The organism is Citrobacter sp. HN-141 (assembly GCF_033341895.1).
Classification (GTDB): Bacteria; Pseudomonadota; Gammaproteobacteria; order Enterobacterales; family Enterobacteriaceae; genus Citrobacter.
This window is the reverse complement of record NZ_JAWPBF010000010.1, coordinates 1-19,525: the sequence shown is the minus strand read 5'-3', so window position 1 is coordinate 19,525 and position 19,525 is coordinate 1. Positions and strand designations below refer to the sequence as shown.

The window sequence follows — 19,525 nt, the reverse complement described above, 5'->3', positions numbered from 1 at the left end:
TAAAAGTCCCTTTCAAAATCGCGTCGGTGCTTTACAAAGCAGCAGCAATTGCAGTAAAATTCCGCACCATTTTGAAATAAGCTGGCGTTGATGCCAGCGGCAAACCGAATTTATTAAAGGTGAGAGTTACATGCCGGTAATTAAAGTACGTGAAAACGAGCCGTTCGACGTAGCACTGCGTCGCTTCAAGCGTTCATGCGAAAAAGCAGGTGTTCTGGCGGAAGTTCGTCGTCGTGAGTTCTATGAAAAACCGACTACCGAACGTAAGCGCGCTAAAGCTTCTGCTGTGAAACGTCACGCGAAGAAACTGGCTCGCGAAAACGCACGCCGTACTCGTCTGTACTAATCCATTGAGAGCCAACGCTCTCAATTCAGACTGAGTTGTAGTTGTAAGGCCGTGCTTCCGGAAGGAATGCGCGGCTTATTTTCGTTTATACACGTCATCATTCAAGCTGCCTCAGTGTTGGCTGCAGTCGCTCACCCCAGTCACGTACTGCTGTACGCTCCTGAGGATTCGCTTCCTTGCCGCCTTGATGCATCCTGAATGATTTTGTGTATATGAGTCATCAAAAAACAGGGGCTTATGGCTGGACGAATTCCTCGCGTTTTTATCAATGACCTGCTGGCAAGAACCGACATCGTCGATCTCATCGACGCGCGGGTAAAGCTGAAAAAGCAGGGCAAAAATTATCACGCGTGCTGTCCGTTCCATAACGAAAAAACCCCCTCTTTCACCGTAAACGGTGAAAAACAGTTTTATCACTGCTTTGGGTGCGGTGCACACGGTAACGCCGTCGACTTTCTCATGAACTACGACAAGCTCGAGTTCGTGGAAACCGTCGAAGAACTGGCCGCAATGCACAACTTAGAAGTGCCCTATGAAGCAGGCAGTGGCCCCAGTCAGATAGAGCGCCATCAACGGCAAAGTCTTTATCAATTGATGGACGGCCTGAACACTTTTTATCAACAGTCTTTGATGCAGCCCGCCGCTACCCCTGCGCGCCAGTACCTGGAAAAGCGAGGATTAAGTAGCGACGTTATCACCCGTTTTGCTATTGGTTTTGCGCCCCCCGGCTGGGACAACGTCCTGAAACGGTTTGGCGGCAATGCTGAGAATCGCAAATCGCTGGTCGATGCGGGGATGTTGGTCACCAACGATCAGGGACGCAGTTACGATCGCTTCCGCGAACGGGTGATGTTCCCCATCCGCGACAAACGTGGTCGGGTCATTGGTTTTGGTGGACGTGTGCTGGGCGATGCCCTGCCGAAGTACCTGAACTCCCCGGAAACCGATATTTTCCATAAAGGTCGCCAGCTGTATGGCCTTTATGAAGCCCAACAGGATAACGCCGATCCGCAGCGTCTGTTAGTGGTCGAAGGCTATATGGATGTGGTGGCGCTGGCACAGTACGGCATTAACTACGCCGTGGCATCCCTTGGGACGTCAACCACCGCCGATCACATTCAGCTGTTGTTCCGTGCAACGAACAACGTCATCTGCTGCTACGACGGCGACCGCGCCGGGCGCGATGCAGCATGGCGCGCGCTGGAAACCGCACTGCCTTATATGACAGACGGCCGCCAGCTACGTTTTATGTTTTTACCTGACGGCGAAGACCCCGATACGCTGGTGCGTAAAGAAGGGAAAGAGGCCTTTGAAGCCCGGATGGAGCAGGCGCTGCCGCTCTCCGCGTTTTTATTTAACAGCCTGTTGCCGCAGGTCGATTTGAGTACCCCGGACGGACGCGCACAGCTCAGCACGCTGGCATTGCCGCTGATTACTCAGGTACCAGGCGAAACGTTGCGCATTTATCTGCGACAGGAGTTAGGGAACAAGCTCGGCATCCTGGATGATAGCCAGCTTGAACGTTTAATGCCAAAACTGGCAGAAAATGGGGCTTCCCGCCCTGTTCCACAGCTAAAACGTACGACCATGCGTATACTTATAGGGTTACTGGTGCAAAACCCGGATTTGGCCCCGCTGGTTCCGCCGTTAGGCGCACTGGATCAAAATAAGCTGCCTGGACTTGGCTTATTCAGAGAACTGGTCAACACTTGTCTGTCTCAGCCAGGTCTGACCACCGGACAACTTTTAGAACACTATCGCGGTACAAATGATGCTGCGACCCTTGAAAAACTGTCGATGTGGGACGATATAGCAGATAAAGATATCGCAGAAAAAACCTTCACCGACTCACTCAACCATATGTTTGATTCGATGCTTGAACTGCGCCAGGAAGAGTTGATAGCTCGTGAGCGCACACACGGTTTAAGCAGCGAAGAACGCCGGGAACTCTGGACGCTGAACCAGGAACTGGCAAAAAAATAAGCGAAAGACAAAACAAAGACAAAATCATTCGCGTTGTATCAAGGCAGCAAGTGAACGAACGCCTGGGAGTGTACATAAGTACATGACCAGGATGACAAATCCGCCGGGAGCGGATTTGAACGCTGCTTGCGGCGGCCCCGTAAGGGGCGAGGCTCAGGATGAGCCGAGTAACGAACGCAGCTAACGCAGAGACAACGTGAAGGATGAAGTATTTAACGGCTTAACTGCCGAATATCGATCGGGAAGCCCCCGACAGCCGCACGGAGAGGCAGCGGCAAAATATAAGTATGCCCTCGTTTTGCCGTTGGCGGTTTTACCGCCCAACACCAATCAAACGAATTAAGTGTGGATACCGTCTTATGGAGCAAAACCCGCAGTCACAGCTGAAGCTTCTTGTCCAACGTGGTAAGGAGCAAGGCTATCTGACCTATGCCGAGGTCAATGACCATCTGCCGGAAGATATCGTCGATTCAGATCAAATCGAAGACATCATCCAAATGATCAATGACATGGGTATTCAGGTGATGGAAGAAGCACCGGATGCCGATGATCTGCTGCTTGCTGAAACCTCCAACAGCACCGATGAAGACGCGGAAGAAGCGGCTGCCCAGGTTCTGTCCAGCGTTGAGTCCGAAATCGGCCGTACAACTGACCCGGTCCGCATGTACATGCGTGAAATGGGTACCGTTGAACTGTTAACCCGTGAAGGCGAAATCGACATCGCTAAACGCATTGAAGACGGGATTAACCAGGTTCAATGCTCCGTTGCCGAATACCCGGAAGCCATCACCTATCTGCTTGAGCAATACGATCGCGTAGAAGCTGAAGAAGCACGTCTTTCCGATCTGATCACCGGCTTTGTCGATCCGAACGCAGAAGAAGACATGGCGCCAACCGCGACCCACGTCGGCTCTGAACTTTCTCAGGAAGAGATGGATGATGACGAAGACGAAGATGAAGAAGACGGCGACGACGACAGCAGCGACGACGACAACAGCATCGACCCTGAATTAGCGCGCGAGAAATTCGGTGAACTGCGTACCCAGTACGAAATCACCCGCGACACTATCAAAGCGAAAGGCCGCAGCCATGCAGCCGCGCAGGAAGAAATTCAGAAGCTGTCTGAAGTATTCAAGCAGTTCCGCCTGGTGCCAAAACAGTTCGACTACCTGGTCAACAGCATGCGCGTCATGATGGACCGCGTGCGTACTCAGGAACGTCTGATCATGAAGCTCTGCGTTGAGCAGTGCAAAATGCCGAAGAAGAACTTCATCACTCTGTTCACCGGCAACGAAACCAGCGAAACCTGGTTCAACGCGGCAATCGCGATGAACAAACCGTGGTCTGAAAAACTGCACGATGTGGCAGATGATGTTCACCGCGGCCTGCAGAAACTGCAGCAAATTGAAGAAGAAACCGGCCTGACCATCGAGCAGGTAAAAGACATCAACCGTCGTATGTCCATCGGTGAAGCGAAAGCCCGCCGTGCGAAAAAAGAGATGGTTGAAGCGAACTTACGTCTGGTTATCTCTATCGCTAAGAAATACACCAACCGTGGTCTGCAGTTCCTGGATCTGATTCAGGAAGGCAACATCGGTCTGATGAAAGCGGTTGATAAATTTGAATACCGTCGTGGTTACAAGTTCTCCACCTATGCAACCTGGTGGATCCGTCAGGCGATCACCCGTTCGATCGCGGATCAGGCGCGTACCATCCGTATCCCGGTACATATGATTGAGACCATCAACAAGCTCAACCGTATCTCCCGCCAGATGCTGCAAGAGATGGGTCGCGAGCCGACGCCGGAAGAGCTGGCTGAACGTATGCTGATGCCGGAAGACAAGATCCGTAAAGTGCTGAAGATCGCGAAAGAGCCTATCTCCATGGAAACGCCGATCGGCGATGATGAAGATTCGCATCTGGGTGATTTCATCGAGGATACCACCCTCGAGCTGCCGCTGGACTCTGCCACCACCGAGAGCCTGCGTGCCGCAACGCACGACGTGCTGGCTGGCCTGACCGCCCGTGAAGCGAAAGTTCTGCGTATGCGTTTCGGTATCGATATGAACACCGACCACACGCTGGAAGAAGTCGGTAAGCAGTTCGACGTTACTCGCGAACGTATCCGTCAGATTGAAGCGAAGGCGCTGCGTAAACTGCGCCACCCGAGCCGTTCTGAAGTGCTGCGTAGCTTCCTGGACGATTAATCTTCAGGTTTAAAACGCGAAAAAGCTCCCTGATGGGAGCTTTTTTTCGCCTGTTAATCGAAGCATTCCCCGACGGCGCTACGCTTGGCCGGGCTACAGGCCACGCGCCTTCAACGCCACATTCACTTCCCGATACGCCTCCACCAGTTTATCCAGCGTGATCCGGCTTAACCCACTGGGGTTCGGCAATACCCAAATCTGCGTCGCACCAATCGTCAGCGTCTGTTTCCCCCACTGCGCTCCACGTTGACTGAACCCCTGCTCAAACGCCTGCTTACCAAGGATAGCGAGCGCGGCTGGCTGATACTCTTCTATTTTCTCGATGAGCTTACGGCCACCGCTACGCATCTCCTGTAGCTTCACCTCATTGGCTTGCACCGTTGGCCTGTCGACGAATTTGGTGACGCCGCAGCGGAAATCCAGTAGGTGTTGCGCCTCTTCCGGCTTTAGCTGGCGTTCGGTAAATCCCGCCTGATGGATGACCTTCCAGAAGCGATTAGCGGGGTGTGCAAAGGGGAATCCTGTTCCTGCGGAAGACAGCCCCGGATTGATGCCGCAAAACACCACCCGCAACCCCGGTGCCAGTATGTCCTTAACCATAATTACTCCGAACAATACATCAAGGGACAAGTATAACGAACTGAAAATACATTGTTTATAAAAACAGCATCCGTACGCTTATGTCTGGATTGCAACGCGGAGTTACTTTATAATCCACCGCCACGGCCCCTTAGCTCAGTGGTTAGAGCAGGCGACTCATAATCGCTTGGTCGCTGGTTCAAGTCCAGCAGGGGCCACCAAATAAAACAAGGAGTTAGATGAGAAATCATCTGACTCCTTTTTCGTTTTATACGAATCGGGTCAGGTAATGGGTCAGGTAAGGAATTGCCTCCCTGCCCTCTTCATCTCGCTGCCAGCATCCCCGGATAGTGCTTCGCCACGATATCATTCATCTTTTCTGTCAGGTCGATACGTTTAAAAGTGATGTGCGCGGTTCCTTTCTGGAAGTAACGTATACTGAAAAAATCATCTTCGTAAATATCCTTCGAAGGGTTATCCCGAATATGTTCCATCAATCGAGTAGTAACATCGCCACGGTTATCGGGTATCGGTTTACCATCCAGCAGAAATAACATTCGTTCCAGGTCCGCTAATTGATCCCGCCGCCATCCCCAGTTCAAACTAAATCCCCAGCGGCTATGCGTCACCAGATTGTTGACGATGATCTTTTTACCAAAGCTGCAGGGACTATTGGTTTTGTAATCCCACGACAGCCCTTTGAAGACATTGATAATGCCACGCTCAAACACATCCATTTTGTTCAGATGTAGCTGCTCAAAAGTACTGAGGATATTTGCCTCGCTGATGGCGGGCAGATCCCCCTCCTCCAGGTTCTTATGCCACTGGTCACGGGCCTGAGCATCCATCAAGGCCATCATGCCAGACTTCAACATCAAGTCTCGCCAGATACTACGGTCAATATTGCGGGTAACGGAAGGCAGCGCTTTGTCTACCTTTTCGGTCATCCAGCTATCGTAACGGTGCCCGGCCTTCATCGCCCAGTCTTGCGCTGTGCCACCGCCAATTTCTGAGGTTAGCCGTGAAATGGCATCAAGCTGCTGAATGAGTTGTTCTATCTGTTTCAGTGCGGCATCGCGGCCAGTCACTATGCGTTCAATACTGGTCGAGCAAATCAGCTCGCTATGATCGGTTAATACTTCAGCTTTAGTTTGCATGACATTTTGTCCTTAAAAAGCAAACGCGCCCGCCGGGTAATGGCAGGCGCATTATGCAATATGTAAACAAGGGAGAAAGCTCAGAAATTTAAATCAGGAAGGTTGTACGCAATATTCACCGTACTACGTTGTTACGGCTTTGCCGCAACAAGCCAGTTGCCTGCCGTGCTCGCAGAATATCTGCTGCCCGAAGATAAGGTGATTGTTCCTGCCAACTAAACCTTCTGCGATCGATACGAACAAGCTCGTATTTTTCCACCAGAAAGTTAACGGCATTGGCCAGCGTGATACCTGCATCGATATGTTCCTGTATAACGGATTCATCCCTGAACGGCGTGTCGTTCAGGGTCAGGCCGTAGTGTTGTTCCAGCAGGCGTGTCAGTAGAATTTGCCAGATAGCCACGGGTGACAGGCAGGGTTTTACCGCCCGCGAAGTTGCTGCAGATTGAGGTTTCATGCTTGCTCTCGTGAAAGTAATTAGCGCTTAGTGGGGTAAATGGCGATGTATACGTAGCCGCAACTGCCGAGGGTGTCGGCTTCGCAGGTAAAACCGGTGTGGTACAGGGTGACGCAATGAACGTGTAGGGGATTCAGTTCACCGGAGGTCAGCATCGATTCCATCTGGCTGATAAAGTGCGGGAATGTTTCATCCAGCTTCTGGCATTCGGCGTCACTGAACTTACCGGTGATACTGGCCCGGTCAGCTAGGTAGTGCAGCCGGTTGCCCTCCTGCACCAGACGTGTTCCCAGGCGCGGCGTGATATCGCGCTGCAAGCCCCAAGTGATGTTGCTCATTACAGTTCTCCACTATTGTCAGTTTAGGGTGATGCTCATCAGGCAGGCATAAGGCCCGTTGCGGTCCTGGCGGCGTTCGGCGTACACAGCCAGGACTCCTGTGATATCCGGAACGTCCCTGCCGGTGTAATGGCAGACGCTACCGTGCCACTGATATTTTCCGGTGCAGTAGCGAAAGATTCGGGACTCAGGATGCTGGCGGTATATCGTCATTGCCCGGCGTTTACTGATAATTTTCATGTCATACCTCACAGCAGACCGTGTTCTGCGAACGAATAGATTTGCCTGCCGCCGACAATCAAGTGGTCAGGGACGCGGATATCCACCAGCTGAAGCACCTGCACCAGTCGCTGCGTGAGGGTTTTGTCAGCCTGGCTGGGTGTTGTCTCACCAGAGGGATGGTTGTGCGCGAGTATCACCGCCGCCGCGTTGAAGTATAGGGCACGTTTTACCACTTCCCGGGGATGCACCTCGGTACGGTTAATCGTGCCTGTGAAGAGCGTCTCATGGGCAATCAACTGATTCTGGTTGTCCAGATACAACACACGGAACTCTTCCCGCTCAAGCGCGGCCATATGCAGTCGCAGCCATTCACGTACGGCGTGGGTAGAGGTGAAGGCCACGCCGGGCTCATGCAGGTGGCGGTCCAGAGCCCTGAGCGCCCGCTGAATGAGACGCCGGTCCTGTGGCGTCATCTCGCCGGGTAAAAAGGAAAGCTGTTTCATCTGTTGCTCCTTCGGTCAGTCGATAATACGCAGAATGGCGTGGGCCTCTGGATGCTGCAGGGCGTAGTCCCGCAGGCGGTAATAGTGTTCAGTCATGGCATCGCATTGGGTGCGACAGGCGTGATGGCTGTACGCAATCAGGCAGACAGCAATACCTGCGGCTTCTGCACTCATTTGGGCATCGTTGCCGTTCAGGCAATTAAACAGACGCCATATCTCATCATTGTCAGACTCGGGAGCCATAAACGCCCCGCCATTGCTGAGGGTGTAAAAGGACCAGATACCACCGCTGTAGGTCGAACAGAAGCGATCCATCCAGGCGAAAATACGGGGTTCCAGCGTTATCCACTGCGGGATAGCGCCAAAGTGCAGTGGCCAGAAGCGGATGCGTTGTTCGTCAGGTACTGGTGTTGCAGTAAGGTCTAATTGAGGTTCATTAGCGGATATCAATTCGCATTGAGTTTCTGTCGTCATGGATATTCTCCGTCAATAAAAAACGCCAGCGACGATGGCTGGCGTATGGGGGTATGCAGGAATGATGAATGGGTGTGGTCAGCAGGAGGATGCTCTGAGGATGCCATACTGCCGGATATAGCGGTTAAGTCCTTCACCGGCATCAGGTTCAAAACACCACGCCCGCCAGACCATTCGACCTTCAGCGTCACGAACCACCAGGCGGAAGTGACTGCGCTGGTCATCTTCAATAGAGATGTTTTGATACCGGCTGGTAACAGCTTCGGCCTGCTGTCGGGTGAAAGGTCCCGTTGGCAGTAATTGAAGTTCAGACATTCTGATAACCTTTAAAGACAAAGCCCCTGACGCAGACGCGTCAGGGGCTTTGAGAGAGTGTTGTTGTGCGGATTCAGTCAGAAACCCGTTTGCACCTTATACAAGCGCAAAGTTTTGCTGCCCCGGACAATCTTTACATACAGGGCATTATCTTTTGTGCCACGCACAAACCCGGCCTTCACATCCCCTTTGCAGTCGCCGCCGTCAAAAGGGATGTTAAGTCCGGTGTTAAATACCAGGTCAATAAGCCCGAAACTTAAATCTTCACAGGCTGGACCGGGCATGTCCTGAATCAGGGCAAACTTACGGTCATCACTGACATCGGCCATTGAGCAGACTGTAGTGTTGATGTCATTACCCTGGCACCAGTATTCCTGGCCGGGATTGTCTTTATCCATCAGACTTTCCGGAAGTTGCGCGGCACCGGCGCTGAAAGCCGCGAGCGAGAGAATTAAAGCCGGGATAACAGAGGTCACTATTTTTAGCATGGTCTTCTTCCTGAATAAATGCGAACCGGATTGCGCCAGATATACCTGCAAGCCATCTGGCGCGGTTAAAACATCTGTAACCAGATCCTCAACAGTTACCGGTTCGGCGGCAGAGTTCAGCCATACTCTGCTTTGCCACCCATTGCTGCAGCTCCCTATCTTTTTGAGAACGCTTAGCCTCCAGCGCGGCCTGTTGTTTGGGATTGACGCAGTTATCAGGCACGACCATCAGGGTGTTTGGTTTAAATTTTGTCCGGGCTAGTCGCACTGTCTCTGCCGGGTCATCAGTTCCACTCGCTCGCTGCTGCGCCTCGTCAAGCAATGCAGCCTGTGTATCAATCAGAACGAAACCACATGCCTTTCCCTCACCCTGGTAGACAGATGTCAAATCGGAGGAAGAACCACTGGCTGTTTTGAGCGCCAGTTTGCGTACCGTTTTAGTATTTTTATCGGCCAGAAAATAGCCTCCATTGTATCCCTGACGTAGCAGGAATTGCCGGGTCCAGGGATAATTATCGATCACTCTGGCACCATACAGCGCGTTGCTAAGGGTATGGTTGTCCAGACCATCAGCTGATTTCCAGCCATCTGCCTGCATGTACTGCCAGGCCTTAACCGTACCCACGATATTTTCAGCGGCTACTGGTAAAACTGTTCCGACGCACAGGCTGAGCGCCAGCGTGGTGGCAGTGAGTAATTTCATTTTTGCTCCTTAAAGGGTGAAAAACCGTCGTCACCGACAACGAAAAGTGAATGGAAAGTTTGAAAGTGAGGTAAAACCCGAAGAAAATCTGGGTGTGACAACAGGTTACGTACCTGTGTATCCGGGACAAAAAGCGCAGGGTTGAATGTGACCGTGTGAATATCACCCAGCGTGAAAACCGTTATATGTCCCTCATGTTCACCGGTCAGGTACCAGCAGCCGTCGCTGCACACCAGTCGATAGGGAGCCAGACCAGTGCAACGATGACCCTCTGCCAGTAGCGTTACCCGACGGTGTTCTGTGATGGCGCGAATAAGTCGCGTAAACACTTCAGGCCGTGCTTGCGTCCTGACGTTGGTGCTGTGCCAGATAAGGCAAGGAGACTCGCTGGCGCTCAACAGAGAGTTGACCAGTTGGTTGTCTATATCCGGAAAAAGCGCCTCCACACCGGACTGACGGACAAAGGTCTGCACCGTCAGCTCCCTCTGACGGCTGCCGGACAGCAGACGACATTGCCCGTTACGGAATTCCAGATCGAGATAGGCCAGACGCTCGCGAAAATCCCGACGCAATGTGCGCACTGACACGCCAAATTCGGCGGCCAGTGTCTGTATGATCAGCGTTTCTCCCGCCACAAGACGGCTGATAATCAGCGACAGCCGGACCGCGAGGCGCTCATGGCGGCGCTCAGACTGAGACATGAGAGGCGTTCTCCACCCTGTTAATGGACTGAAAATTAAGTGATTAGTGTAACGAGAGGGTCGGACAGGATACGGACAGCGGAAGCGGTATTTTTTCTGCAGGATGAATGCAATCAGAATGCGGCTTCATCGTCTTTTTGAGGAAAAAATGCCTGGAAATCGATCAACGAACGGACAGGAGGTGTCCGTATGCTGCCGGAGCTAACATCCGTTTGCCTCAAATCTGGAGAGCATAGCTTCCGCCATCACCCATAGCGCCCGGTTGAGCTTAACGTCGCCGTCAATGCCGCGCACGGCACGGGTATGCGTTCGCCCGCCTTTTGCACTACGTCCGCTGAGCCCGCCTTTAATCAGATTTTCCTGAATACGCTGGTAGGTAGTCCACAGGTCGTTACTCTCATCCTGCCAGCGGCGCGGGGAAAGTATCTGCGATTCAGTAACAGGCTGGTGGTCCTCACCAAAGCGATACGTAAGCGCGGCTTTTGCCAGTGCCTGCTGCGCAGGTGGCGGCAACCGCAACGACTGCATCGCATCCCGCTTCTCCTCCACCCGGTCAAAAATGCCCAGCACTTCATACGCGCCTTCAATCACCTGACTCACCACGTCCCCCTTGTGCGGCACCCTGACCTCACCAAACGACTCGCCGCAGACGAGGCCGTTCTGACACACGGCTCTAAATAATCCTGGCAACATCTGGTACGAGCTGGTGCCATCATGGGAGTTGAGAAGAATGATTTCCGGCACCTGTTTACCGGTGATCTGCCCCTCCCGACGCAGGCGCAGCATATGCTTCGTATGTTCACGACGACCCGGGTCACGCACGCGGGTCTGGCAGGCAAAGAACGGCTGGAAGCCCTCCCGCTGCAGGCTATCGACCAGAGAGATGGTGGGTATATACGTGTAGCGTTCACTGCGGGATGCGTGTTTGTCCTCGCTGAACACGCTGGGCACCACGCGAAACAGCTCTTCGCGGGTTAACGGGCGGTCGCGACGAATAAGGTTTGCAGCGCCAAAGCGCGAAGCCAGACGGGTCATAAGCAGACTCCTCATAACGGAAAAACAAATAAAAGAAAGCCCTGTCGCACAGGCGACAGGGCTCGGGAAAGAACAGACAATCGTTAAACGTTCAGAAGAAGAAATTCCAGACGGCCCGGGCAACCGACACCACGGTATCGCGCACCGCGCGTATGACTGCCCTCACCGGAGCCGGTATCAACGGCAGGGCACTTACCGCATCCAGCGCCGTGCCGATCGTTTCACCAAAATCGTCACGCGCTTTTTTCTGGACTGTCGGTGTGCGAAAGGAGGGCTTCAGTTGCGACACCACCGGGCTGCTGGCCTCACGCGGCAGGCACTTAATCATCCGCTCGGCCATCACCCGCAGTCCCCACTTAGCCCGAACTGAAATGGCACACACCGGATGCACGGGCTGGAACAACTCATGCAATAGGCAGATTTTACGGCTGATGTTTTGTTTCTGTTCTGTGGATAATCGTTCTCCTCTGCTGGTGGGTTCAGCCTTGTCCGACTGGCTGATAACAAACAGCACCTTATGCCGGTATGCCTCGCCAATCACCTTGTGATAAAAGTGCTCATCCACTGACAGCGCCCGGTCATCAGCCTTGATCAACCACAGTACCAAGTCGAGGCGAGGAAGCTGTTCACGGTAAAGAGCAGCATATTCGGTATCACGTGCGCCACTTTCCCCGACACCAGGCAAATCCACTAGTGTCATAAACCGCCCTCCAACCTGAAAACGAAAACGCAGTGGCTCACGGGTACAGGCTGCTACATCGCTGACCGGCGATACCTCACCGGCAAACAGAGCATTGCACAGACTGGATTTACCAGCCCCGGTTTTGCCCATAATGCCGATCATTGGTTCATAACTGGTTAACTGGCTTACCTGGTGCAAAATGCGTTCAGACACCCATTGCGGTAACCCAGAAAGTGAGTTCTGCAGCGAATGCAAGCCTTCCCGATTTCTCATGACATCTCCTGAGACAAATAAAACAAAAAAGGCGAATCCTTGAGGAATTCGCCGTAATGATGTTGCGTTCATGGAAATGATATATGTCTGAAAAATTTTAGAGTGCAGGTGTCTTATTAACAAAACCAGGGCTATACCCCAGCTTCGGCTTCGCGGAGAATACTGATGATCTGTTCGTCGGAAAAACGCTTCTTCATGGGGATGTCCTCATGTGGCTTATGAAGACATTACTAACATCGGGGTGTACTAATCAACGGGGAGCAGGTCAGTTCTCATGCTTTAAAACTTGAAGTTATGAATGATTTTTTTAGTGTTCAACCTGATATCTGAGCACTATATAACGCTATTCTTACCAGAAAAAATTTGATCACGATCGCGTGTAATAAATTTAAATTACTTGATTTAATCTATTCGGCATGAGTATGCTACACCGCACAAAGCATATGTAATTTATCTTTATTCGGAGTTTGAATGCTGCTCACCTACAAGGAAATAGCTACGTTTACGGCAGGCTCGCACATCAGCCGTATCCAGGAAAGCGCAGATGGGTCCGCATTTCGTTTCTATGCGACCGAACAGTTTCTGGTAGATGACTGGCAGTCAGCTATTGTGTCAGCCGAGAAAGAACAGTGGGTGAAAACGCATCAGGATGTTGTGCTGGCGCAGAAAGGAGATGTTGTCATCAGCTTGATTCATGGCAAGGCGGTTCGCGTGAGCACCGAAAATGCCGGACGTATTTTAGGTAATAACTACGTCAAAGTGGATGTTGATACCAGTCGGATTGATGCCGCGTGGTTCCTCTGGCATTTCAATGAAAGCCCGGAGGGACGACGTCAGCGGATTCAGACCACCCAGGGTTCTACCGTCGTACAGCGTATCGCGGTTAATGAACTGAAAAATTTTACCGTTACCCTCCCGCCACTCGCACAGCAAAAAGCGATGGGAGGGCTCTATCTGGCGGCGCGAGAAAAACGCTTTTATCAGCAGCGAATTGCCGCCCTGAGTGAACAACAGATCCTGAGCCTGCTCGGTGGTATGATTTGACTTATTACGTCACTCTTTCGTGACGAAGAAAAACAACAGGAACAACTATGTCTCCCCAGATTGAAGCGCAAAATTTAAGTGAACTGCAAGGCCGCCTGTGGAATATCGCCGATACCCTGCGCGGTAAGATGAATGCCGATGAATTCCGCGACTACTGCCTAGGTTTTATCTTCTACAAATACCTGTCAGAAAAATTTGTCGCGTATGCGAACAAAATTCTGGCGGAAGATAGCATTCAGTACAACGAACTGACTGCGGAACATCCCGCTTATCAGGATATCGTTGATGCGGTAAAAGAGGACAGTGTCCAGACCTTAGGCTATTTCCTGCCGCCAACGGATCTGTTCCACACCATGGCAGAACGTGTGGCTAAAGACCCCAAAGGCACAGGTACCGGCTTTATTCTGGAAGACCTCGCGACTACCCTACGCAGCATTGAACAGAGCACGCTGGGTACCGACTCCGCGGATGACTTCAGCAACCTGTTTGAAGATCTTGATTTAGGCTCCAGCAAGCTCGGTAACACGGCGAAAGCAAAAAATGAGTTGATCGGCAAAGTCGTCACTGAACTCGACAAACTGAGCTTTAACCTGAGCGAAGCGAGTTCCGACATTCTGGGGGATGCCTACGAGTACCTGATCGGCCAGTTCGCCTCAGGCGCAGGTAAGAAAGCCGGGGAGTTCTATACCCCACAGCCGGTTTCCACCCTGCTGGCTAAAATCGTCACCACCCACAAATTGAAGCTGAAAAACGTCTATGACCCGACCTGTGGCTCTGGCTCTTTGTTATTGCGCGTGAAGCGTGAAGCCTCGTCGGTGGGTAAAATCTACGGTCAGGAGATGAACCGTACCACCTACAACCTGGCGCGTATGAACATGATCCTACACGGGGTTCACTATGCGGATTTTGAGATCATTCAGGAAGATACGCTGGAGCATCCGCAGCATACGCATCTGAAATTTGACGCCATCGTTGCTAACCCACCTTTTTCCGCTAAGTGGAGCGCCAGCCCGCTGTTTATGAATGATGACCGCTTTGCCCAGTACGGCAAACTGGCACCGTCCAGCAAAGCAGATATGGCGTTTGTACAGCATATGTTCCATCACCTGGAAGATGACGGCACTATGGCGGTGGTGTTACCCCACGGCGTACTGTTCCGTGGTGCAGCGGAAGGCCATATTCGTCAGTTTATGATTGAGAAGCTGAACTGCATTGATGCGGTGATCGGCCTGCCAGCCAATATCTTCTACGGCACCAGTATTCCGACCTGCGTGCTGGTATTGCGCAAGTGCCGCAAGCACAACGACACTATTCTGTTTATCGACGCCAGCAATGACTTTGAGAAGGTGAAAACACAGAACCGCCTGCTGCCGGAGCATATCGACAAAATCGCCGATACCTATAACGACTGGAAAGCGGCTGAGAAGTACAGCCATATCGCGACGCTGGAAGAAATCCGTAGCAACGATTACAACCTCAATATTCCGCGCTATGTTGATACTTTTGAAGCGGAAGAAGAGATTGACCTCAACGCCGTGGCGCAGGAGATTCGCGATCTGGAAGGGAAAGTGGCGGAGATTGATAAGACCATTGCTGGGTTCTGTAAGGAGCTGGGGATTGATGCGCCGTTTACTCTGACGGAGGGGGGGAAGTGATGGTGCCGAAGCTTAGATTTGCGGGGTTCAATGAGCCATGGAGTGAAACCTCGCTCGGTAAAATATCTTCATTTATTACCAGCGGTTCTCGTGATTGGGCACAGTACTATGCTGACGGCGGAGATAAATTTATTCGCATGACAAATCTCGTAAGAGATGGAATTACATTAAACTTGTCAGATTTAAAATTTGTTCGTTTGCCTGAAAATTCGAATGAAGGTAAACGCACAGCCTTACAGCATCATGATATTTTGATTTCTATTACCGCGGAACTGGGTAAACTGGGATGGGTTCCAGATGATTTGGGAACTGCGTATATTAATCAACATACTGCTTTAGTTAGACCTAATTTATCTATAGTTTCGTCCAAGTTCATCGCAAATCTTTTGTCGACGAAAAAATATAATAATATATTAAATCAGCAGAATGATTCTGGAGCTAAGTCTGGGCTTAATTTAAGCACAATTAAAAATTTTGGATTTTATGCAACCAATAAAATAGAACAAACCAAAATCGCCGATTTTTTGTCCTCTGTTGACGAAAAAATCGTGCTACTGAGCAAGCAGCACGACCTGCTGTGTCGGTACAAAAAAGGGATGATGCAGAAGATTTTCAGTCAGGAATTGCGGTTTAAGGATGAATGCGGCGAAGATTTCCCAGTATGGCATCATAAAAACCTAGGTGATATCTGTAGAATAAGAACTGGAAAACTAGATGCTAATGCAATGGTTGTTGGTGGAAAATATAGATTTTATACATGCGCGAGAGAATTTTATCAAATTGATGAGTATGCATTTGACACTGAAGCCCTATTAATATCAGGTAACGGTGCGAATGTTGGGTACATACATTATTACTCAGGAAAGTTTAATGCTTACCAGAGAACGTATGTACTGGACGGTTTCATTCATAATATTGAGTATGTGAAATATTTTCTTGATATGTATTTGAATGAAAGAATTTATGGGGAAAAGAAAGAAGGAAATACCCCTTATATCGTTATGGGGACTTTGGCTGATATGCAGATCAAATTGCCAATCATTAAAGAACAAACCAAAATCGCCAACTTCCTCTCCTCTCTCGACGATAAAATTACCGTCAAAAAAGCAGAACTGGACAAGCTAATAACCTGGAAGCATGGCCTGCTCCAGCAAATGTTTGTATAAAAATAATCCGGCCCGACCAACTTCGGGCCTGCAAAATAATAAAAGGCACTATGTACTGATGGCAACGCAAAGCGAATACGAGTTAGAAGCGCAACTGGTGGAACAGCTGGTTGGCATGCACTACGAACGGGTGAATGTCACCGACGAAACCAGTATGAAAGCCAACCTGCGAAAGCAGATTGAAATACATAACCGGCTGGAATCTTCTCCGCTAACGGACGGCGAATTTAACCGTATTTTCTTGCACCTGACAAAAGGTAATGAAGTCATCGATCGCGCCAAAATTCTGCGCGATCGCTACCAGTTATTGCGTGATGACGGCACCGAGAAGTGGCTCAGCTTTATCAATAAAGAGGAGTGGTGCCAGAACGAATTTCAGGTAGCGAGCCAGGTGAAGCAGTTCAACGCCGAGCAAAACACGCGTAAAACCCGCTTCGACGTCACGCTGCTGATCAACGGCCTGCCGCTGGTGCAGATCGAACTTAAGCGTCGCGGTCTGGGACTGAAAGAGGCCTTCAACCAGATCGATCGCTACCATCGGGATGCGTTCTGGGTCGGCAGCGGCCTGTTCCAGTATGTGCAGATCTTTATTATCAGCAATGGCGTGGATACCAAATACTACGCTAACAATCGTGCTAACCACTTCGAACAGACCTTCTTCTGGACCGATGAAAAGAATAACCCGCTCAAAGCGCTGGAAAAATTCACAGATGCATTTCTGAAGGTCTGTCACATCGCAAAAATGATCACCCACTACACGGTGCTGAACGAAACCCGTAAGTGCCTGATGGTGATGCGCCCGTACCAGTTTTATGCCTGTGAGGCGATGATCCGCCATGTGAAAGAGAATCTCCACAAGCAAGGGCGGCCGGAGAACGGCTATATCTGGCATACCACCGGCTCCGGTAAAACGCTGACATCATTTAAAGCCAGCCAGGTGATCATGGAGATGCCGGAAGTGGATCGGGTCATTTTTGTGGTCGATCGCCGGGATCTGGATTATCAGACGGCGAAAGAGTTCAACGGCTTTGCGAAAGACAGCGTGGATACCACCAACAACACCAGTACGCTGATAAAACATCTCAAGCAAAGCAGCACCAAACTGACGCTGACCACCATTCAGAAGCTGAATAATGCCATCACCCATGAAGGGTATAAAGCGCAGCTTGCACATCTGCGAAAAGAACGCATCGTTTTTATCTTCGATGAATGCCACCGCAGCCAGTTCGGTGATACGCATAAAGCGATCGTGAACTTCTTCGAGAACGCACAGCTGTTTGGTTTTACCGGGACGCCAATCTTTGCCGATAACGTCAATATCACCAACGGTGTCAAACAGACCACCGAACTGTTGTTCGATAAATGCTTGCATAAATACGTGATTGTCGACGCCATCCGGGATGAAAACGTACTGCGCTTTGCCGTGGAATATGTCGGTACTTACAAGCGTAAAGAGAGCAGCAATGAGATCGATATTGATGTTGAGGATATCGACACCAAAGAGGTGATGGAAAGCGATATCCGGTTGGGCAAAATCACTGACTATATCCTTGCTCATCATAACGCCAAGACCCGCAATCGCGAGTTCACCGCGATGTTCTGCGTCGGGTCAGTCGATATGCTGATCACCTACTACAAACTCTTTAAAGGCAAGCAGGCCGCACTGCAGGCGGCGGATGCTAACTACAAGCCGTTAAAAATTGCCACCATCTTCACATACGCCGCCAATGAAGCCGACAAAAGTGATAAAGAGGCGGTAAACGGTCTGCTGGATGAAGAGGATATTAGCCTGCCGCAAGGGGCTAAAGTTGACACCTCAAGTCGTGATCATCTGGATAGTTTTATCGAGGATTATAACGAGCTGTATGGCACCAGCTACTCGGCCAATGACTCAAAAAGCTTTTACAATTACTACAAAAATATTGCCCAGCGCACCAAAGAGAAAGGCATCGATATTCTGCTGGTGGTGAATATGTTCCTCACCGGTTTCGACAGCCCGGCGCTGAACACGCTGTACGTCGATAAAAACCTGCGTTTTCACGGCCTGGTACAGGCGTTTTCCCGCACCAACCGCATTCTCAACGAGAAGAAAAGCCACGGGAATATCGTCTGCTTCCGCAATCTGAAGAAAGCCACCGACGATGCTATTGCCTTGTTCTCGAATAAAGATGCCTCTTCTACGGTGCTGGTCAAACCCTTTGAGGAGTACTTCGGGGATTATCAGAACGCTGTCGATCGCTTGTTAACGCTGACGCCAACGGTGGAAAGCGTGGACGATTTGCCAGATGAGGAAGCACAGCTGGCATTTGTAACGGCATTCCGCGATGTGATGCGTTTGAAAAACATTCTCGAAAGCTTTGCCGATTTTGATGATGCGGCTAAACCGCTATCGGACCAGACGCTGGCGGATTTCACCAGTAAGTACCTCGATATCCACGACAAGGTGAAAAAACACTCCAGCAAGGAGAAAGTCTCGATTCTTGAAGACGTGGATTTTGAAGTCTCGCTGATTCATCGCGACGAAATTAACGTCGGCTACATTTTGCGTCTATTGGCTGGCATTCAGGCGATGCCGCCAAAAGAACAGCAGGAGCAGAAGAAAAAGATCATGGATATTGTCGACAGCGACGTCACGCTGCGCAGTAAACGTGAGCTTATCGATAACTTTATTGAAAAAAGCCTGCTGCATGCCTCGCATGACGAAGATATCACTCAGGTGTTTGAAGCTTATGTCGAACAGGAAAAAGGTAAGGCGCTGGCAGCCTTGTGTAGCGAAGAGCGACTCGATTCGATCAAACTGACCGGCTTACTGGATAACTACCTCTTTACCGACGTGATGCCGCGAGAGGATGAAGTGGCAGAAACGCTAACCTGGACGCCGAAGATTCTGGAACGCAAGAACGTGCGGGCACGTGTCTACGACCGTGTGCGCAATGTGATTGAAACGTTTATCAATGGGATGCGCGGGTTTTAAAAGATTTTGGTGACGAATATGGCAGAGGTATTTTCATGAGTGAGATAGATATCCAGGGTGATGACGCGTTGGTTCAACTGCTGTTGAACGCAGACAAAGGCGATATAGATCTGCTGATCGATTATGTCACTAACACCGGTAAGCTTGGGAAGGTGCGAACAAGTTCCTGATATGAGATCATCATATTCATCCGGAGCGCATCCCAGAGGGACATCATGAGCCA

The 19,525-nt window shown here is 50.8% G+C and carries 21 protein-coding genes and 1 tRNA gene; 8 read left to right on the top strand and 14 right to left on the bottom strand.

Annotated elements, in window-relative coordinates:
* Positions 1–130: 130 nt before the first annotated feature.
* The 3 genes from rpsU to rpoD all read left to right on the top strand — a co-directional run bounded on the left by rpsU (position 131) and on the right by rpoD (position 4,536).
* Positions 131–346: a 30S ribosomal protein S21 gene (gene rpsU / locus RYZ59_RS13545; protein WP_001144069.1), complete on the top strand. Its 216-nt coding sequence runs from the start codon at positions 131–133 to the stop codon at positions 344–346.
* A 237-nt stretch (positions 347–583) separates the two neighbouring features.
* Positions 584–2,329: a DNA primase gene (dnaG, locus tag RYZ59_RS13540; protein ID WP_318048676.1), complete on the top strand. Its 1,746-nt coding sequence runs from the start codon at positions 584–586 to the stop codon at positions 2,327–2,329.
* A 359-nt stretch (positions 2,330–2,688) separates the two neighbouring features.
* Complete coding sequence (gene rpoD, locus RYZ59_RS13535) at positions 2,689–4,536, top strand: RNA polymerase sigma factor RpoD (RefSeq protein WP_003024699.1); 1,848 nt, start codon at positions 2,689–2,691, stop codon at positions 4,534–4,536.
* Between the two features lie 93 nt (positions 4,537–4,629).
* Here rpoD and mug read toward each other — a convergent pair whose 3' ends face one another.
* Positions 4,630–5,136 (bottom strand): G/U mismatch-specific DNA glycosylase, encoded by a 507-nt coding sequence (gene mug, locus RYZ59_RS13530; protein ID WP_318048678.1) that lies wholly within the window; start codon positions 5,134–5,136, stop codon positions 4,630–4,632.
* A 124-nt stretch (positions 5,137–5,260) separates the two neighbouring features.
* On the opposite strand from mug, the gene RYZ59_RS13525 reads away from it, so the two are divergent.
* A tRNA-Ile gene (locus RYZ59_RS13525) sits at positions 5,261–5,336 on the top strand.
* A 102-nt stretch (positions 5,337–5,438) separates the two neighbouring features.
* On the opposite strand, the gene RYZ59_RS13520 is transcribed toward RYZ59_RS13525, so the two are convergent.
* The 12 genes from RYZ59_RS13520 to RYZ59_RS13465 form a co-directional block, all read right to left on the bottom strand.
* Positions 5,439–6,272, bottom strand: coding sequence for a DUF4942 domain-containing protein (locus RYZ59_RS13520; RefSeq protein WP_046495848.1), 834 nt, complete (start codon positions 6,270–6,272; stop codon positions 5,439–5,441).
* Between the two features lie 115 nt (positions 6,273–6,387).
* On the bottom strand, positions 6,388–6,729 hold the full coding sequence (locus RYZ59_RS13515; RefSeq protein WP_048215514.1) for a TA system toxin CbtA family protein: 342 nt from the start codon (positions 6,727–6,729) through the stop codon (positions 6,388–6,390).
* Positions 6,730–6,749: 20 nt separating this feature from the next.
* Complete coding sequence (locus RYZ59_RS13510) at positions 6,750–7,067, bottom strand: type IV toxin-antitoxin system YeeU family antitoxin (RefSeq protein WP_046495841.1); 318 nt, start codon at positions 7,065–7,067, stop codon at positions 6,750–6,752.
* Positions 7,068–7,085: 18 nt separating this feature from the next.
* Positions 7,086–7,307, bottom strand: a complete 222-nt coding sequence (locus RYZ59_RS13505) for a DUF987 domain-containing protein (RefSeq protein ID WP_000691995.1) — start codon at positions 7,305–7,307, stop codon at positions 7,086–7,088.
* An 8-nt stretch (positions 7,308–7,315) separates the two neighbouring features.
* The gene (locus RYZ59_RS13500) at positions 7,316–7,792 is read right to left on the bottom strand and encodes a RadC family protein (RefSeq protein WP_046495838.1); all 477 of its coding nucleotides are present in this window, start codon (positions 7,790–7,792) and stop codon (positions 7,316–7,318) included.
* A 15-nt stretch (positions 7,793–7,807) separates the two neighbouring features.
* Positions 7,808–8,266, bottom strand: a complete 459-nt coding sequence (locus RYZ59_RS13495) for an antirestriction protein (protein WP_046495834.1) — start codon at positions 8,264–8,266, stop codon at positions 7,808–7,810.
* A gap of 78 nt (positions 8,267–8,344) precedes the next feature.
* Positions 8,345–8,581 (bottom strand): DUF905 domain-containing protein, encoded by a 237-nt coding sequence (locus tag RYZ59_RS13490; RefSeq protein WP_046495830.1) that lies wholly within the window; start codon positions 8,579–8,581, stop codon positions 8,345–8,347.
* A 77-nt stretch (positions 8,582–8,658) separates the two neighbouring features.
* Positions 8,659–9,069, bottom strand: a complete 411-nt coding sequence (locus tag RYZ59_RS13485) for a hypothetical protein (protein ID WP_046495825.1) — start codon at positions 9,067–9,069, stop codon at positions 8,659–8,661.
* Positions 9,070–9,157: 88 nt separating this feature from the next.
* Positions 9,158–9,772, bottom strand: coding sequence for a hypothetical protein (locus tag RYZ59_RS13480; RefSeq protein WP_046495819.1), 615 nt, complete (start codon positions 9,770–9,772; stop codon positions 9,158–9,160).
* Complete coding sequence (locus RYZ59_RS13475) at positions 9,769–10,473, bottom strand: WYL domain-containing protein (RefSeq protein ID WP_046495813.1); 705 nt, start codon at positions 10,471–10,473, stop codon at positions 9,769–9,771. The genes RYZ59_RS13480 and RYZ59_RS13475 overlap by 4 nt, the downstream gene beginning before the upstream one ends.
* A 201-nt stretch (positions 10,474–10,674) precedes the next feature.
* The gene (locus RYZ59_RS13470; RefSeq protein WP_048215513.1) at positions 10,675–11,508 is read right to left on the bottom strand and encodes a DUF932 domain-containing protein; all 834 of its coding nucleotides are present in this window, start codon (positions 11,506–11,508) and stop codon (positions 10,675–10,677) included.
* 91 nt (positions 11,509–11,599) lie between these two features.
* Positions 11,600–12,463 (bottom strand): GTPase family protein, encoded by an 864-nt coding sequence (locus RYZ59_RS13465; RefSeq protein ID WP_048215512.1) that lies wholly within the window; start codon positions 12,461–12,463, stop codon positions 11,600–11,602.
* Positions 12,464–12,934: 471 nt separating this feature from the next.
* Here RYZ59_RS13465 and RYZ59_RS13460 point away from each other — a divergent pair, with 471 nt between their 5' ends.
* Genes RYZ59_RS13460 through RYZ59_RS13445 form a run of 4 tightly spaced genes read left to right on the top strand, consistent with a single transcriptional unit; the run spans position 12,935 to position 19,302 of the window.
* Positions 12,935–13,507 carry a restriction endonuclease subunit S gene (locus tag RYZ59_RS13460; protein ID WP_094169381.1) on the top strand — a complete coding sequence of 191 codons (573 nt, stop codon included), beginning with the start codon at positions 12,935–12,937 and terminating at the stop codon, positions 13,505–13,507.
* Positions 13,508–13,554: 47 nt separating this feature from the next.
* On the top strand, positions 13,555–15,162 hold the full coding sequence (locus RYZ59_RS13455) for a type I restriction-modification system subunit M (protein WP_286627542.1): 1,608 nt from the start codon (positions 13,555–13,557) through the stop codon (positions 15,160–15,162).
* Entirely contained in the window at positions 15,162–16,328 is a 1,167-nt protein-coding gene (locus RYZ59_RS13450) for a restriction endonuclease subunit S (RefSeq protein ID WP_045889239.1), read from the top strand. Before RYZ59_RS13455 ends, RYZ59_RS13450 begins: the two co-directional genes overlap by 1 nt.
* 58 nt (positions 16,329–16,386) lie before the next feature.
* On the top strand, positions 16,387–19,302 hold the full coding sequence (locus tag RYZ59_RS13445; protein ID WP_286627543.1) for a type I restriction endonuclease subunit R: 2,916 nt from the start codon (positions 16,387–16,389) through the stop codon (positions 19,300–19,302).
* Here the strand turns inward: RYZ59_RS13445 and RYZ59_RS13440 are convergent.
* On the bottom strand, positions 19,299–19,525 hold a 227-nt coding region (locus tag RYZ59_RS13440), incomplete at its 5' end, for a hypothetical protein (protein WP_318048682.1). The genes RYZ59_RS13445 and RYZ59_RS13440 overlap by 4 nt on opposite strands.